The organism is Asticcacaulis sp. P2_C5 (assembly GCF_056404555.1).
The window spans coordinates 190,995-209,164 of record NZ_JBFUDU010000005.1 but is presented as its reverse complement, the minus strand read 5'-3'; the positions used below and the strand labels follow the sequence as shown (position 1 = coordinate 209,164).

5 protein-coding genes are annotated in these 18,170 nt (G+C 62.6%); 1 reads left to right on the top strand and 4 read right to left on the bottom strand.

Features of this window, described 5'->3' with window-relative positions:
- Positions 1–42: 42 nt before the first annotated feature.
- Positions 43–672, bottom strand: a complete 630-nt coding sequence (locus tag AC1DXO_RS10755; RefSeq protein WP_476978137.1) for a hypothetical protein — start codon at positions 670–672, stop codon at positions 43–45.
- 314 nt (positions 673–986) lie between these two features.
- Between AC1DXO_RS10755 and AC1DXO_RS10750 the strand changes: the two genes are divergently transcribed.
- On the top strand, positions 987–1,412 hold the full coding sequence (locus tag AC1DXO_RS10750; RefSeq protein ID WP_476978136.1) for a helix-turn-helix domain-containing protein: 426 nt from the start codon (positions 987–989) through the stop codon (positions 1,410–1,412).
- 69 nt (positions 1,413–1,481) lie between these two features.
- Here AC1DXO_RS10750 and AC1DXO_RS10745 read toward each other — a convergent pair whose 3' ends face one another.
- The 3 genes from AC1DXO_RS10745 to AC1DXO_RS10735 form a co-directional block, all read right to left on the bottom strand.
- Positions 1,482–1,739, bottom strand: coding sequence for a hypothetical protein (locus AC1DXO_RS10745; protein WP_476978135.1), 258 nt, complete (start codon positions 1,737–1,739; stop codon positions 1,482–1,484).
- A 421-nt stretch (positions 1,740–2,160) separates the two neighbouring features.
- Positions 2,161–2,559: a YidB family protein gene (locus AC1DXO_RS10740; protein ID WP_476978134.1), complete on the bottom strand. Its 399-nt coding sequence runs from the start codon at positions 2,557–2,559 to the stop codon at positions 2,161–2,163.
- Between the two features lie 168 nt (positions 2,560–2,727).
- A complete protein-coding gene (locus AC1DXO_RS10735; RefSeq protein ID WP_476978133.1) occupies positions 2,728–18,021 on the bottom strand; it encodes a beta strand repeat-containing protein in 15,294 nt (5,097 codons plus the stop codon).
- Between the last annotated feature and the right edge of the window lie 149 nt (positions 18,022–18,170).

The window sequence follows — 18,170 nt, the reverse complement described above, 5'->3', positions numbered from 1 at the left end:
CGCCGGCCCATCGCACGCCCGCACACTCTGCCGCACATGCCATTATGCCTTCTTGTCCGCTAGATACAAATATACACAAGGCGCTGTCATAAAAGCCAGACACCCGAAGGAAAACAGGAAAGGCCGCCAATGTTCATCGGCGACGAACAGGATGGCCACAGCTGTCAGCATCCACCCTCCGGCCGGGAAAAGCAACCATCGATTGTGACTGGCCGTGGCGGACACGGCCGTTACAAGCGCAAAAATGATGCATTCATAGCCCGACATCAGGAACAGATCGATCACCTTGCGAAAGATCGTGCCCACGGCAAAAATCGGAATGGAGATCACACCGACGAACCACGCCGTGGAAATGGCTTCGTTGCGCCAGAATTTCAGCACCTTCTCCAACTTCAGCCATCGCTTGAGGATCAGCATGCCGATCCCTCCGGCCAGCAACTCCAGCGGCGCCACCGCCACCACCGGCAACAGGCCGAAATTTTCGAAGGCGGTCCAAAGGGATCCCAGAGCGATACACAACCCCCACCATGCCGCCACGGGCGCACCGTTCATGACCACCGCCTCACCACGGCCAACCATGGCTCGCAGTTGCGTCAGTTCGCTGCCCATCAGGCGAACATCGTCATGCGTAAGTGATGGAAAGATATCCTTGAGGGGATCACTATGCTGCATGGCGCGTTTCCAGTCCCTTGGTCCAGTCTCTTGGCCCATCCCCCGGCGCGTAGGCCACCACGGAAATACCTGTTAATTCCCCGATTCCATTAAGCATAAATCTGGCTGTCTGGGTAGCAGAGCCGCAATAATTGGATCAAAGCACAAGAAAATTTTCAATCGACGGGCGATTTTCATCTTGTTTTCCGCATATTTGTTTGCATAGATTCGCGTTCTATCATCATACCATCCCTTATATGCTGATAAAACCGACGAGCGCACATCCGAAAGTTGTTGTCGCTTCTCAGGGTTGCGCAACGAAAGACAATGAGTTCATGACAAGCGAAGATAATGCCCCCAATCCTGTTGACGTTCATGTCGGCGGCCGCGTCCGGACACGGCGCAAATTTATGGGCCTCAGCCAGACGGATCTGGCGGTTTCCATAGGCCTCACCTTCCAGCAGGTGCAAAAGTACGAACGCGGCTCCAACCGCATCAGCGCGTCGAAACTGTATGACATCGCGCATACCCTGAAGGTGCCCGTGGACTATTTCTTCCAGGGCTACGGCGGAACGGAAGTCGATTCCGAAGCCACGGAAGCCGATGCGCAACAGATCGCACAAAACCTTCTCATGACACCCGAAGGCATAGAGCTGGCGACCGCCTTCCCGCGCATTCGCAGCAGCCGGCAACGCCAAAAGGTCCTCGACCTCGTCCGTTCGCTGGGCAATGGCGATGCCGAGACCGACGACGCCCACTGACCCTGTCTCTTCCATGAAAAAAGCGCTCCCTGTCGGGAGCGCTTTTTTTGTTGCAGGACCATAATCAGGTCACGCCATGGTCAGGGCGTCCTGAATCAGGGCGATCGAGCCCTGGGCCTCTTCGGTGCAGTCCATCGACAAACGGTCGATTTCTTCCTGGGCGAAGCTGCGCATCAACTGGGCAGCCTGCGGCGACAACGCCATCAGGGTGCGGGTCGAGGCACGGGCCAGGGCCAGGGCGGCATCAGCGTCGACAAGATTGGCGGTGTCGCGTGCGACAGCCAGGGCATACAGACGCGAGGCCACATTCGGGGAGGAATTAGCCATCATTCTCTTTTTGGGCATGGGCGTGAATACAGGTAATCTACTAACGTCTCTGTACGAGCGGCAAACACACACACGCCAACCGGAGACAAACGCAAGTCTTGTTGAGTGTAATTATAAGTCTGAATGTGACGAAAGCTAGACTTTAGCCCGCTACCACTTTTTTGCAAAAATCTGTCATGTAATTGTAATACCAGCGATATTTGAGCCGGTTGAGCGAAAATATATTAAATATTTCAAATTTTCGAAATTTTTTCCCGTGATAGCGCTAACTATCGCAAAAATATTCTGTCTTTATGGAAATTTTATACGGTTAAGATGACCGATGTTAGGTCAAATATGGCACAATTGTGTCAATTTTGCGCCGTGTGTATGGCGGCCGGCCATGAAAAGCATCGTGGCCGGCCCGCTTTGCAATATTCTGTCAGCTTTTGAAAAGGCCGCCGATCAGACCGCCCACACCTTCACTGCCACCCAGACTGCTCAGCACATCGCCGAGATTATCCGGCACGTGGCCGTTCGGCGTCAGGCGGCTGACGATTTCCGGCAACAGGGCCGGCAGATGGCTGGCATCGATACCGAACTGACCGGCCAGCTTCTGCAGTGTGTCCGATCCAAGGACCGCGTGCAACTGATCGGCCGACACCGGCAGGTTGGCGCCCGTCCCGATCCACGATTGGACCAGTTCGCCCATGCCGCCCTGCTGGAATTTCGCGACCACGTCCTGCAATCCGCCATTGCCCAGGGCGCCCGCGGCCTGTGACAAAATACCGTCGAACTTGCCGCCCTCCATGGCGCCCAAGGCTTCTTCAAAAAGTCCCATCTTCGTCTCCAATGCCGGCTGCTGGCCACGATCCAGAAAGCGCAGTTACCGCCGCAAGCCCCCGAAAGCCAATCACATGGATGTAATAACGCAAAACCCACCGCTTTCGCAGTGGATTCCGCGCTGGTCAGCGCTGCAGCGATTCCGGGTCCAGGGGCGCGCCCCTGGTTACCAGATGATGTGGCTCAGCAGGCCGGCATTGTCGGCCTTGATGCCGACGACCGTAATCACATTGCCGCCGCCCAGGTCGATCAGGGTATTGGCGCCCGAGGTCGTCAGGGTGACGCCGCCGCCGTGATCGACGCCATGGGTATAGGCCGAGATATCGAGCATGTCGCCCTGGGCGGCCGAGAAATCCAGCACCCGGTCGAGGCCGCTCGACAGCCCGAAGACGAAATGGTCGGCCCCGCCGCCACCGGTCAGGCGGTTATTACCCGTATTGCCGGTGATGACGTTATCCAGGTTGTTGCCTGCCCCGGCGATATTGCCGGTGCTGATCAGGACCAGGTTTTCGGCATTGTCCGCCAGGGTATAGGAGTTGAGCGCGATGACCGTGTCAGTGCCGCCGTCGGCCAGTTCGACAACAACATCGGCGCCGCGATCGGCCATGTAGGTATCGTCGCCGAGACCACCGGCCATTGTGTCGTAGCCGCCACCGCCGTCGATCAGGTTGTTACCGGCGGTTCCGGTTATGCTGTTGCCCAGACTATTCCCGGTCGCGTTGAGCGCCGAGCCTGTCAGGACCAGGTTTTCCACCATCGTCGTAATCGAATAAGAGACGCTGGCATAGACTGTGTCCGTGCCTTCATCCTTATATTCGTGAACCTCGTCGCTGGCGTCGTCGATAAAGTAGCTGTCGTTGCCGAGGCCGCCATACATCTTGTCGATACCCACCCCGCCATCGATGACGTCGTCACCCTCCAGGCCATAGAGCAGGCTAGCCCCGGTATTGCCGGTGAGATGGTTGTCGAGCGCATTGCCCTGGCCGCGCAGGTCGTAAACGCCGGTTTGGACCAGGTTTTCGACATTGTCGCTAAGGGCATACTTGACCGCGGCATAGACCGTGTCGCTGCCCTGGCTATCCAGTTCGGTGACCATATCGGTCATCCTGTCGACATAGTAGCTGTCATTGCCTGCGCCACCGGCCATCGAGTCGCTGCCGGCACCGCCGTCGAGATGGTTGTTGCCGTCATTGCCGGACAGGGTGTTGGCCAGGGTGTTGCCGGTGGCGTCTATATCGGCGCTGCCGGTCAGGGCGATCGTCTCGACATAGCTGCCGCCAGCCGCGAAGGAGACCGAGGCATAGACAGTGTCGTTGCCCTCGCCGCTGTATTCGCGGACCTGGTCGCCCGTGTCGTCGACATAGAAGCTGTCATCACCCAGGCCACCGTACAGGCTGTCCGCGCCTGCACCGCCATCGATTATGTCGTTACCGCCCAGGCCGCTCAGCAGATTGCTGCCGCTATTGCCGGTCAGGCTGTTGTTGTCACCGTTACCGGTGCCGCGCGTATTGCCAGAACCCGTCAGGACCAGGGTCTCGACATTGGCCGACAGGACGTAGGTCGATGCAGCCATGACCACGTCGCTGCCTCCCGCCGCCAGTTCGGTTATCACGTCAGTGGAGCGGTCAACGATATAGGTGTCGTCGCCGGCGCCGCCGACCAGGGTGTCCGCGCCGCTGCCGCCATCGATCAGGTTGGCGCCCGCATTACCGGTCAGAAGGTTGGCGAGGTTATTGCCGGTAGCGGTGAAGTCGCCGGTACCTTCGAGGGTCAGGTTCTCGATGGCGCCAAGCGCCGCCAGCGAGAGACTGAGACCGGCCAGGACGGTATCGCTGCCTTCGCCCGTGTATTCGCGAATGACGTCGGAGAGGCTGTCGACATGGAAGGTGTCGTCGCCGAGGCCGCCGATCAAGGTATCGACACCGGCGCCGCCATCCAGAGTGTCGTCGCCGTCGAGACCGAACAGGCTGTTGCCGCCGATATTACCGGTGATGACGTTGTCGAGCGCATTGCCGGTGCCGCGCAGATTGGCAGTTCCGGTCAGGGTCAGGTTCTCGACATTGGCGCCCAGGGTGAAGGTCACCGACGACAGGACCGTGTCGATACCTTCGCCGGTGTCTTCGATCACTGCATCGCCGGTCTGCGCCACGATATAGGTGTCGTTGCCCGAGCTGCCCAACATGCTGTCGTTACCTGCGCCGCCATTGATACTGTCGTCGCCGCCGAGGCCGTAGAAATATTCACCCGCCGACGTTCCGGTCAGGACATCATTGCCGGGCGTGCCGGTGATGGCGGCAGCGATGGACAGGGTGATGGTCGCCACCGTGCCGTCATAGTCGCCGTCATTGGCGCGGAAGGTGAAGCTGTCGCCGCCGAAATAGCCGGTGTCAGGCGTGTAGACCCAGGCACCCGTCTGGACGTCGAAACTGGTCAGGGTGCCATGGCTTGGCCCGGTGACGATGGCGAAGGTCAGCGGGTCGTTTTCCGCGTCGCTCGCCGTGACCGTGCCCGACAGGCTGTGGTTTATCGGACCCGCGGCGTTGGCCGCATGGGCGACCGGTGCCTGCTCGATCGTACCGGCGATGGCGAAGGTGCCATTGTCGAAGCGCAGATACTCGATGCCGGTCAATTGGTCGCGGCCGTCGGCCCCAGTGACGGTGTAGACCCCGCCCGATTCGGTAACTCGGTAGGCCGACTTGTTGCCAGCGAAGACAGCAGTGTCGCTACCCGTGCCGCCGTCGATTGAGTCGTCACCCAGGCCACCGGTCAGGACGTTATTGCCGACATTGCCGGTGATGAGATTGGCCAGGGCATTGCCCGTGCCGTCGATGGCGCCGGGGCCATCCAGGGTCAGGTTCTCGATCCGCGCGCCGAGGGTGAAGGTGACCTCGGAGATGACGAGGTCTATCGCGCCGTCGTCGACAGCCTGGCCGGTCAGTTCGTCCGCGACATCGCCGGCGTCGTCGACATAATAGGTGTCGGCGCCATGGCCGCCGATCAGCAGGTCGTGGCCCGAGCCGCCGTCGAGACGATCGTCGCCGTCGCCGCCGTCCAAGGTGTCGTTGTCGTCGTCGCCGACCAGCAGGTCATTACCGCCGAGGCCCGACAGGCTGTCTTCGCCGCCGAAACCGCGCAGGCTGTCATTGTCGGACGTGCCGGTCAGGGTATCATTGATCAGGCTGCCGTCGATGATGACGCCGATATGCGCCGTAGCTAAGTCGACGGTGATGTCGTTGAAGCGGACATATTCGACTCCGTTCAGGTGATCGGTCGCTTCATCGCCATTTTCCGGGAAGTTGTCGACCACGACATAGCCGCCCAGGCCGTCGGCAGCGATGGTAAACTGGCCGCGGACATTGCCATAGACGGCCGTGTCGCTGCCCAGGCCGCCATCGAGCGTATCATTACCCAGGCCGCCGGTGAGCACGTCATTACCGTCCCCGCCCAGCAGGGTATCGCTGCCCGCGCCGCCGGAAACCGTGTCATGGCCCGTGCCGCCGTCCAGGCTGTCGTCGCTGCCGGCCCCGGTCAGGCTGTCGTCGTCATTGCCGCCCGACAGAGTGCCCGAGCCGCTCAGCGTATCGTTGCCGTCGCCGCCCGAGGCCGTGCCCGAGATCAGGGTAATGACGTCGTCGCCCGTTTCGCCGTTCAGAACGCCGGCGCCGCCCAGGGTATCGTTGCCGATGCCGCCATAGAGGTTATTGGCGCCCGAAGTGTCGCTCAGCACGTCATTGCCGGCATGACCCCACAGGTTGTCATTGCCCGCGCCGCCGGTGACGTTGTCGTCGCCATTGCCGCCGTCGAGTGCGTCGTTGTTATCGCCACCAGCCAGGGTGTCGTCGCCCTCGGCGCCCAGCAGCTGGTCGTTGCCGAAGCCGCCGTTCAGGACATCGTTGCCGTCATTGCCATACAGGTCGTCAGCGCCGTCGCCGCCGTCGGTCGTGTCATTGCCGGAGCCGGAGACAATGGTGTCGTCGCCGGAGCCGCCGTCGAGTACGTCATTGCCATTAGCTGCGTCGATCGTGTCCTGGCCGCCGCCGCCCAGGACGGTGTCATCGCCGTCGCCGACCGTGATGGTGTCGTTACCTTCGCCGGTTTCCACGCGGTCATTGCCATAGCCGCCATCGACCGTGTCATCGCCATTGCCGGAATAGACCAGATCGTTGCCATTGCCGGCGCTGACCGTGTCATTGCCGTCGCCTCCGGTGATCGAGTCATCCAGGCTGGTGCCCGGCTGATTGTCGTCATAGGCCGTGCCATCTACGACATAGCCGCCCATGATCACGGCTGCTTCATGATCGAAGGTCAGGGTCTCGATATTGGCAAAATGGTCGACCGCGAGGTTGTCATGACGGACCAGGGCGTAGGTGCCGTCGCCCAGCAGGACCATCGAATAATCGTCGCGATTACCCGCCAGGTTCAGGCTGTCGGTCCCGGCGCCACCGTCGATCTCGTCGGAGCCCGCGCCGTTGGCCTCGATAGCGTCGTCGCCTTCGCCGCCAAGCAAGGTGCCGGCGCCGGACAGGGTATCGTTGCCCGTTCCACCGTCGAGACGGTTGATGCTGCCGGAAGCCGACAGGCTGTCATTGTCGTCGCCACCATACAGGCTGTCGTTGCCCGAGGTGCCGTTCACAGTGTCTTCGCCGCCATCGCCGTACAGCGCGCCGGAACCCGCGACGGTGTCGTTGCCGTCGTCGCCATGCAAAACGTTGCTGCCCACGCCGTCGGTCACGCTGTCGCTGCCATCGCCACCGCTGATCGTGTCGGCACCGGAATCGCCGGTCAGGTTGTCATTGCCGTCATTGCCCTGGATCAGGTCGTCCTGGTCGCCGCCGGAAATGTTGTCGGTACCCGCCCCGCCGGTCAGGTAGTCTTCACCACCACCGCCGGTGATGCCGTCATTGCCATCGCCGCCCGAGACCAGGTCGTCTTCGTCGCCGCCGTTCAGCATGTCGTCGCCGGCGTCGCCATAGATCAGGTCGGGTTCGGTACCGCCGTCGACCGTGTCATTGCCGTCGTCGCCGTGGATTTCGTCACTGCCCGCCAGGCCATTGATATAGTCGTTGCCGTCCCAGCCATGGATGGTGTCGTCGCCGGAGCTGACGTCGTTCGAACCAAGTCGCGACGAGGTGACCTCGCTGCTCGAATGGTCCGAAATGGTGTCGTTATGGACCGATCCATCATAACTGTAGCCGAAGTTGGGCGTACCGATATAGTCGCCATCGGCAAAGACCAGGGTATAGACGCCGTAGAGTGTGTCTTCGCCTTCCGGGCTGCCGCCGCGGTTGTCGGTGACCACGATGTGGCCATTGGTTTCGACCACCGTGTAGTCGTTGCGGTTGCCGCTGTAATAGGCGATGTCAGGCGATTCCTCCGAAGCGCCGCCACCGTAGACGCGGTCATTGCCGCCACCGCCATGGAAGCTGTCACTGCCCAGGCCACCGTTGAGCCGGTCATCGCCGCTATCGCCATAGAGATTGTCATTGCCGGTGTCGCCGTCGATGACGTCATAGCCCGAGCCGCCGCTGACCACATCGTTGCCGGTATTGCCGGCCAGCGAGTCGTCACCACCACCGCCGCTCAGCGTATCGTCGCCATCCGAACCGTACAGGGTGTCGAACGCATTGCCGCCACTGAGGACGTCGTTGCCGGCTTCGCCGTCCATAAACTGGTTGGAATCGTAGGGCCAGACCTGCGCGATGCTGTCATTGCCGTCACCGCCCATGGCAACCGAGGCGCCATAGACATTGATCTGGTCGTTGCCGACGTCGCCGGACAGGGTGCCGGTACCCGACAGGACGTCCGCACCGAACCCGCCATGCAGCTCGCCTGTGCCGAAGATCTGGTCGTCGCCGTCGCCACCGGACAGGCTGTTGGCGCCGTCGCTGTCGGTCAGGCTGTCGTTGCCGGCGTCGCCCGCCACAGTGTCATCGCCCGCGCCGCCATAGACCTGGTCTTCGCCGTTGCCGGCTCTGACCCGGTCGTTGCCGCTATCGCCATAGACGACGTCATAGCCGTCGCCGGCGTCCAGCGAATCGTTGCCATCGCCGCCGCGGAGGATGTCGTTGCCACCCAGACCCACCAGGGTATCGCTGCCGCCCAGGCCGACCAGGCTGTCGTCATTGACGCCGCCGCTCTGGCTGTCCGGACCGGTCGCGCCAGTATGGATGGCGCCCGCCGTACCGCTGCTGAGGCCGAAGGTCTGGTCGGCAAAGACCACGGTTTCGACGCCGTTAAGCGCGTCCTGGCCTTCGTCGCTGCGATTGGCGACGACGATATAGCCGCCGGAACCATCGGCGATGACCGAGTAGTAGAGGCGCGTGGCGCCCCAGGTCGCCAGGTCGTCGCCCGCGCCGCCGGTCAGGGTATCGTCGTTCAGACCACCGGACAGGGTGTCATTGTCGGCACCGCCGTCCATTGTGTCGCTGCCCTGGCCGCCGCTGATGACGTCGCCGCCGGCGTCGCCCGCCAGGGAATCGTTGTTCCCGTTGCCGAAGAGCGTGTCATTGCCGTCGCCACCCGACAGGGTCTGGCTGCCGTCGACATAGGCATAGGGGTTCCAGCCGGCCAGGACGTCGTCGCCCGTGCCACCTTCGCCCGTCCCGCCGCCATTGATGTACAGGGTGTCGTTGCCGGCATCGCCCTGGCCCAGATTGTGGGCAAAGATGATGTCGTTGTCGGCGCCGCCCGACAGGGTGCCCGAGCCATAGAGATAGTCGTTTCCGGCGTCGCCTGACAAAGTGCCACCTTCGGCATTGGTCAGGTAGTCGTCGCCGTCACCGCCGGAAATGGCGTCGGTACCGGTGCCGGCCTCGACCGTGTCATTGCCGCTTTCGCCCGCCACCGTGTCATTGCCGCTGCCGGCCGTGACGATGTCATTGCCGACGCCGCCGGTGATGCTGTCGCCGCCATGGCTGCCGTCGATCGTGTCGTCATCGGCGCCGCCATCCATGCGGTCATCGCCTTCGCCGCCATAGAGGTGGTCGAGGCCGTCGCCGCCCATCAGGGTATCGGCGCCGCTGTCGCCCGACAGGACGTCATTGTCCACGCCGCCAAGCAGGGAATCATTGCCGTCGTCGCCGAACAGGCGGTCATTGCCTTCAAAACCCGTCAGGGTGTCGTTGCCGATATCGCCGATGATGATGTCGTCGCCGTCCGTGCCGTTGAGCGCCAGGCCGGCATTGCTATAGGGCCGCAGTTCCAGTTCGGTATCGGCAAAGACCAGGCGTTCGATGCCGTAGAGGACGTCGCTGCCGTCGCTGCCGCGCTTGTCATAGACCAGGGCGCCGCCGACGACGAAGCCGTCGTCATCGACCGTATAGGTGACGACATAGTCGGCGCTTTCGATACGGACATGGTTGTCGTCATCGACCGTGGTGGTATGGCTCGACATGTTGCCGCTGAAATAGGCCTTGTCGGAGCCGGAACCGCCATACAGGATATCGTTGCCGGTACCGCCGACGAGCGTGTCGTCATTCTGCCCACCGACCAGGGTATCGTTGCCGGCATTGCCATACAGGGCGTCGTTGCCGAGACCGCCGTCGAGATATTCGTTGCCCGAATTGCCGGTGCGATAGTCGCTGCCGTACAGGGTGTCGTTACCTTCTGCGCCCTGGGCTGCCGTGTTGTAGACATAGAGGGTGTCGTCGCCCGCGCCGCCATCCAACGCGTCGGAACCGTTGGTCGAACTGATGAGCAGATCGTTACCCGCCTCGCCCGACAGATTGCCCGAACCATCGATCCGGTCGTTGCCATCACCGCCACGCAGTACGCCATTGCCTGTGATCGTGTCATTGCCCAGGCCGCCGTCGACCGAGTCGTTGCCAGACGTGCCGGCCAGCACATCGTTGCCCGCCCCGCCTGATACGGTGTCATTGCCCGCGCCGCCGCTGACCACATCATTGCCGTCGCCACCATCGAGGCTGTCGGCATTGTCGCCGCCAGACAGGGTGTCTTCGCCGGCGCCGCCCTGCAGGGTATCGCTGCCGGCGCCACCGTCCAGCACATCCCAGCCCGTGCCGCCGTCGAGCACGTCACTGCCCGTGCCGCCATTCATGATGTCGTTGCCGGCGCCGCCGAGATAGGTGTCGGCCCCCGCCCCGGCCGTGAACAGGTCATCGCCCGCCGTGCCGCTGACCGGCTGGCCGTCGGCATCGGCGCCCAGGATGATACCGGCGTTGTTGGTCGCCGCCGTCAGGTCGGCGTCGACGAAGCGCAGCACCTCGGCGCCCGAGACCATGTCATGACCGCCCGCCCCGCGGTTGTCATAGACGTCGTAGCCCCCCGCGCCATTGTCGACGATGCTGTACTGGAGGCGATTGCCGCCGAAAACGACGACGTCATAGCCGTCGCCCGCATCGATGCTGTCGTTGCCGTTGCCGGCCGCGATCGTATCGTCGCCCGTGCCGCCGTCGATCGAGTCGGCGCCGTCGCGCTCGATGATCAGGTCGTTACCGTCGCCGCCCAGCAGGGTGTCATTGTCGTAACCGCCGGTGAGAACGTCGTCGCCGACGCCGCCAGCCAGGGTATTGGTTCCGAAAAGGTCGGTAAGGGTGTCGTTACCGGCGTCGCCCGACAGGTTGTCGCTGCCGTAAGAACCGTCCAGCGCGTCATTGCCGTCACCGCCCGAAGCTGTGTCGTCGCCGTAATTGGTGTAGATGGTGTCGTTGCCGACACCTCCAACAAAGGTCTGCGCACCGTCAGCTCCGCCATAGGGCGAGACGCCGCTCAGCACATCATTGCCTTCACCACCGTAGCCGATGGCGCCGGCATAGACGCCGAGATTGTCATTGCCGATACCGCCATCCAGCGTGCCGGCCCCGGTAATGGCGTCGTCGCCCTCCTGGCCCAACAGCAGGCCGCTGCCCGTCAGGTTGTCATTGCCGACTCCGCCTTCCAGCGTGCCGGTACCGATCAGGACGTCGGCATCATCGCCACCATAGAGGTGGTTGATGCCGACGGAGTCGGTAAGGCGGTCTTCGCCATTGCCGCCGTAAAGGGTGTCATTGCCCGCGCCGCCATCGAGGCTGTCGCGGTCGAAGTCGGGATGACCATCCGTGTTGCCATCGGCATCGTCGCTATAGCCGCCAGCCGAGCCGTCGCTGCCGTACAGGACGTCTTCACCGCTGGCGCCCAGAAGGGTGTCGTCACCGGAACCACCGATCAGGGTATCGTCGCCATAGTTGCCGCTGAGCACGTCATTGGCCAGGCGGCCAAGAACAACGTCGTCGCCGGCGCCGCCATAGACGTGGTCGCCGCCGGAAGCGCCGTCCAAGGTATCGTTGCCGTTGAGATCGAGGTTTTCATAGGGCGCCACGCCCGGGATGACGTCGTCCGCGCCGCTGCCGATGACGACCTGTCCGGTCGTGGTTGCGGTAATGGCGAATTCGGCGTCGTCGAAGACCAGCAGTTCGACGTTAGTCAGGACGTCGGTACCTTCCGGTGCGCCAACGCGGTTATCGGTGACCGTGGTCACGCCGGCCACGGTGGCAATCGTGTAGTCGGAACGATTACCGCTATAGACCGCGACGTCGTACCCGGTGCCGCCGGTGATGGTATCGTCGCCGTCAAGACCGGCATCGCCGTACAGCAGGTCATTGCCGTCGCCGCCATCCAGCGCATCGCCGCCGCCATTGCCGATCAGCTTGTCATCGCCGGCGCCACCGCTGAGCGTTTCCGCGCCACCGCTGCCTGTTACCGTATCGTTGCCGGCGTCGCCATGGCCCGAACCCGCGACAACCGTGATCCGGTCATTGCCGTCACCACCGCCAAGATCGCCGGTGCCGGTGAGCGTGTCGTTGCCCAAGCCGCCGTCGAAGCTGTTCGAGCCTTCGGAATCGTTGAGATTGTCGTTGCCGTCGCCGCCGGCCAGGCTGTCATTACCCGACTGGCCGTACAGCACGTCGTCGCCTTCGTCGCCAGACACCGTATCGCGTCCGGCGCCACCTTCGACCGTGTCGTTGCCGGCGTCGCCTGACAGGCTGTCGTGACCGGCATTGCCATACAGGTAGTCATTACCCTGGCCACCCGACGCCTGGTCGTCGCCGTCCTGGCCCGAGACCGTATCCTGGCCGTCGTTGCCCGACAGACTGTCATTGCCAATGCCGCCGGAGAGGATATCGCCACCGTCATTGCCGCTGATCGTATCGTCGCCGATCGTGCCGGTCAGGGTATCGGAGAAGACCGTACCCGGGAAGGTTTCGCCCGTATTGCCGGCCAGGCTGACATAGCCGTCGTTGAACGCGATCAGTTCGACGTGGTTCAGGACATCGCTGCCATAGGGCGAGCCGTCGCGCAGATCGGTCAAGGTGACCGCGCCACTCAAACTGTCGACACTGAGGCTGAAATCGGCGCGATTGCCGCTGAGATACAGGGTGTCGCGACCCGCGCCGCCGTCGACCGTATCGTCGCCGCCATTGGCCGTCAGGCTGTCGTTGCCATCGCCGCCCGACAGGGAGTCCGCCTGGTCGCCACTGGTGAGGACGTCGTCACCCGCGCCACCGGCCAGGGTGCCGGCGCCTTCGAGGGTGTCGTTGCCAAGCCCGCCGTCGAAACTGTTGCGGCCCGTGACGTCGTATAGCCGGTCGTCGTCCGCGCCGCCGCCCAGCGTATCGTTGCCTGCTCCGCCCGAGAGACTGTCATTGCCGGCGCCGCCATCCAGCGTATCGCCCTGGCCGCCGCCATCCAGCGTATCGTCGCCGGCGCTGCCCAGCAGGCTGTCGGCCCCGCCCAGGCCGTTGATGACGTCATTGCCGCCGGCGCCGTCCAGGGTATCGCCGGCCGCCGAACCGTCCATTGTATCGCCGTCGGCCGAGCCGGTCTGGCTCAGGCCCTGGTACGACACGTCCTGGTCGTCAAAGCGGATGACCTCGATGCTGGTCAGAGCATCGCTGCCATTGTTCGGCGCGGCGCGATTGTCGGTCAGGGTGATGGCGCCGGTGTCCGGGTCTTCGATGATGGTATAGTCGGCGCGGCTGCCGCTGACGCGGAAGACGTCGATACCGTCACCGCCGTCGACCGTGTCGTTGCCGCCGTAGCCGTAGATCAGGTCATTGCCCGCGCCACCCGACAGCTGGTCGCCATAGTTGCCGCCGACCAGGGTGTCGTTGTCGGCGCCGCCATCCAGGGTGTCGGCCGAACCTGTATTGTTCTGGGTGGCGACCAGATAGTCATTGCCCGCACCGCCGGTGATCGAGGCGCCGAAGGTGACCGCATAGTCGGCATTGAGATAGTCGTCGCCGTCACCGCCATCCAGCGCGCCCGAGCCATAGACGGTGTCATTGCCAATGCCGCCGCTGACACTGTTGTGGCCGTAGTCGGCGGCGATATAGTCGTTGCCGTCGTCGCCGCTGAAAGTGTCATCGCCCGCTCCGCCATACAGGCTGTCCTGGCCCGCTCCACCCGACAAACTGTTGTTACCCAGGTCGCCGGCAAGATAGTCATTGCCATCGCCCCCGGCGAAGCTGTCGTTCTGATAGCTGCCATAGACGGAATCGTTGCCATCGCCACCGTCGACGGAATCCGCACCGCCATTGCCGCGGACATAGTCGTTGCCGCCAAGAGCCGTGATGGTGTCATTGGCGATCGAGCCATCCAGGGTTTCAGCGGATTCGGTGCCGGTGATGACGCGGCCTTCATAGGTGACGTCGAGGTCGTTGAAGCGGAGGACCTCGGCGTTGACGATGCTGTCCGTGCCCTGGGGCGAGCCGGCACGGTTGTCGACCAGGTTAATGACACCGGTCAGTTCGTCGCGCGTCAGGGTGAAGTCGCCGCGATTACCTGAGATCCGGACGATATCCAGACCAAGACCACCGTCGACCGTGTCATTGCCCGCGCCCGCGACGACGGTGTCGTCGCCGTCGCCGCCCAGCAGGCTGTCCATATAGCCACCGCCGGTCAGGCTGTCGTTACCCACGCCACCGCTCAGCGTATTGGCGCCGGCGCTGTTGTTGGTATTGGCCAAAAGCGTGTCATTGCCGTCGCCACCATCGAGGTTGTCGCCCGTGGTCTGGCCGCTGCCGTTATAGTAGGCGCCGTCGAGATAGTCGTCGCCCGATCCGCCCTGGAGATCGCCCGCCGCCCAGATGCTGTCATTGCCGGCCCCGCCGGAAACCGTGCTGCGGCCCGAGTCGTCATAGATATAGTCAGCGCCGTCGCCGCCATCGAAGCTGTCCTGGCCGGCCCTGCCGTCCATCGAATCGTTGCCCGTGCCGCCGCTGAACGAGTCATCGCCCAGCCCGCCCTTGACCGAGTCGGAACCGTCGCCGCTGGTCAGTATCTGGCTGCCCGTGCCGCCGGACGCGTCGATCGTGTCGTTGCCCGCGCCGCTGTCGATCGTGCCGAAGGCCTGGATGCTGTCATTGCCGAGGCCGCCCGTGACCGTACTGGCACCGGACGTATCAAAAACGTAGTTGTCGCCGTCACCGGTAGCAAAGCTGTCATTGCCGTCGCCGCCATACAGGCTGTCATTGCCATCGCCGCCGTCGAGGCTGTCGTCGCCGTCACCGGCCACCACGACGTCGCGTCCGCCAAGCCCGCTCAGCACGTCGTTGCCGGCATAGCCATAGAGGGTATCGTTGTAGTCGCCACCGGTCAGGGTGTCGTTGCCGTCATTGCCGATGCGCGTAACCGAACCGGTCGAGGCGTCCTGTTCGGCAAACTGGACCAGTTCGACATCGTGCAGGACGTCAGTACCGTTGGGCGAGTGAACGCGGTTGTCGGTGACGGTAATGATACCGGTATTGATGTCGGTGATCACCGTGTAGTCGGAGGCCTGGCCGTCATACAGGGCGACGTCGGTGCCGGTGCCGCCATAGAGGGTGTCGTTGCCGAGACCGCCGATCAGGGTGTCGTCGCCGTCCTGGCCGTAAACATTATCGTTGCCCGCCAGGCCTTCGACCGTATCGTCACCGCGGGCGCCCACGACATCGTTATTGCTGTCATTGCCGCGGAAATGGAGTCCGTCGGACAGGTGATGGGTCGTGCCGCCGATGACGATGGCGTCGAGTTCGCCATAGTTGGTCGTGCCGCTATGTTCGTTGCGGAACTGGCCGATAATATAGATGGAATCGTCGCCTGCGCCGTAGTGCAGCAACAGGTTGAACCAGCCGTAGCCGAAGACGTTGTCATAGGTATAGATACGCTCGGCCCACAGGTCGCCGGGTGTGAAATCGCCCTCAAGCACGATCGTGTCGACATCACCGCCGGCATAGTCCTGCGCCTCGATGCGGTCCTGGCCATCGCCGGCATTGAAGACGTAGCTGTCATTGCCCGATCCGCCGTAATAGGTATCGTTGCCGGTACCGCCGACCAGGGTGTCATTGCCCTGATGGCCGGAAAGGCCGTCGTTACCTGCGCCGGCGTCCAGGCTGTCATTGCCCTCGTAGCCGTACAGGTTGTCGTTGCCGGCGAAGGCCTGCAGCGTATCGTTGCCGCTCCAGCCCAGGACGTCTTCGGCGCTGTCGCTGCCGCGCAGCTTCAGGTGGGTCAGAAAGTCGTAATGGACGCCGCCGATGACGATGTCCGACATGATGTTGTAGTTGCTGGTGCCGGTATATTGGTTGCGGAATTCGCTGACCAGGCGCAGCGTGTCACCCTGGTCGCCATAGTGGATGATCAGGTCGCCATAGCCGTAGCCGTAATAGGGGTCATAGGTGAAGGCGCGTTCCAGCCAGATGCTGGCAAAAGTCGTGCCGGAAATTTCGATGGTTTCGTGATCCGACGCGCCGCCGCTGGTCAGGTCGATGCGGTCCTGGCCGTCACCGACGGTAAACACGAAGCGGTCGGTGCCCGCTCCACCCGAAAGGGTGTCATTGCCCGTACCGCCGGTCAGGGTGTCCTGGCCGGCATAGCCGTACAGGCCGTCATTGCCGGCGCCGCCGTCCATGACGTCGTCGCCTTCGTAGCCATAGAGATTGTCGTTACCGCCCAGCGCCACCAGGGTGTCGTTGAGGTCGTTGCCCATGACGTCTTCGCCGTCATTGCTGCCACGCAGGTTCAGCGCGTCGGTCAGGCTGTATTCGACACCGCCGACGATCAGGGTGCGGATTTCGTTATAGGCCGAGCTGCCCAGCATCTGGTTGCGGAAATGGTAGCGCAGCAAAAGGGTGCTGTCGTCGGGACCATAGTGGATGGTCAGGTCGTTATAGCCGTAGCCGTAATAGGGATCGTAGGAAAAGGTGCGCTGGAACCAGACGTCGTTGATGGTCAGGTCGCCCAGGATCTCGATAACATCCTGGTCGGTGCCGGCGGCGTCCTGGACATTGATAATGTCGCTGCCGTCACCGGCGTGGAAGATGAAACGATCATTGCCCGTGCCGCCATAGATCTGGTCATTGCCCGTGCCGCTGGTGATCGTGTCGTCACCTTGATGGCCATACAGGTTGTCGTTGCCCGCGCCGCCGTCGATCAGGTCATTGCCGGTATAGCCATAGATATTGTCATTGCCGCCCAGCGCCGTCAGGGTATCGCTCTGGTCGGTGCCTAAAAGGTCCTCGCCGTTATCTGTCCCGCGCAAATTGAGCGCATCCGTCAGGCTGTAGGACTGGCCGCCGACGACGAGGGTGCGGATCTCGTTATAGGCCGAGCTGCCCAGCATCTGGTTGCGGAAATGGTAACGCAGGGTGACGGTGTCGTCGTTCGGCCCGTAATGGATGGTCAGGTCGTTATAGCCGTAGCCATAATAGGGGTCGTAGGAATAGGTGCGCTGGAACCAGACGTCAGCGAGGGTCAGGCTGCCCAGGATCTCGACCACGTCGATGTCGGTGCCGTCGGCGTCCTGGACATTGACCACATCGGCGCCATCACCGACCGAGACGAGAAAACGGTCATTGCCGGCCCCGCCATTCAGCTGGTCATTGCCCGTGCCACCGATCAGGGTGTCGTTGCCGCCGTGACCGTACAGGTTATCGTTGCCGGCGCCGCCATCGAGCGAGTCGTCGCCGCCATAGCCGTACAGATTATCGCCGCCGCCCAGGCCCGAGATGGTGTCGTCGCCGTTCTGGCCGAGGATCTCCTGGCCATTGCCGTCACCGCGCAGGTTGAGGCCGTCGGCCATGTCGTAGGTGACGCCGCCGACCGTAAGGTTGCGGATATAGTTCCACGCCGTGGAGCCCAGTGCGTCATTACGGAACTGATAGCGCAGGGTGATGCTGTCGCCCTGGTCGCCGTAATGGATGACCAGGTCGTTATGCCAGTAGCCGTAATAGGGATCGTAGCTGACGACGCGTTCCATCCAGACATCGTCGAGGGTCAGGTCGCCTTCGATAACGATGCCGTCATGGTCGCCGGCGTCAAAGTCCTGGACGATGATCACGTCATTGCCGTCGCCGACGGCAAAAATGAAACTGTCGTCGCCCCCGCTGCCTGACAGTTGGTCGTTGCCGCCATTGCCGCGGATGTTGTCGTCTTCCGACGTGCCGCTCAGGGTGTCGTTGGAGCCACTGCCATTATAATCGACCATAATACGTCCCTGTTGCCTTATGCCACAAGGATCCGGCAGCCCCACGCCGCCGAATCCAAAGGTAATTTATTACCTATTGTCAGATGGGAATTCCCCCAGCCCCGTCGGTTTTAGCCGTATTAACAACGGGTTAATATTTACAAATGCTG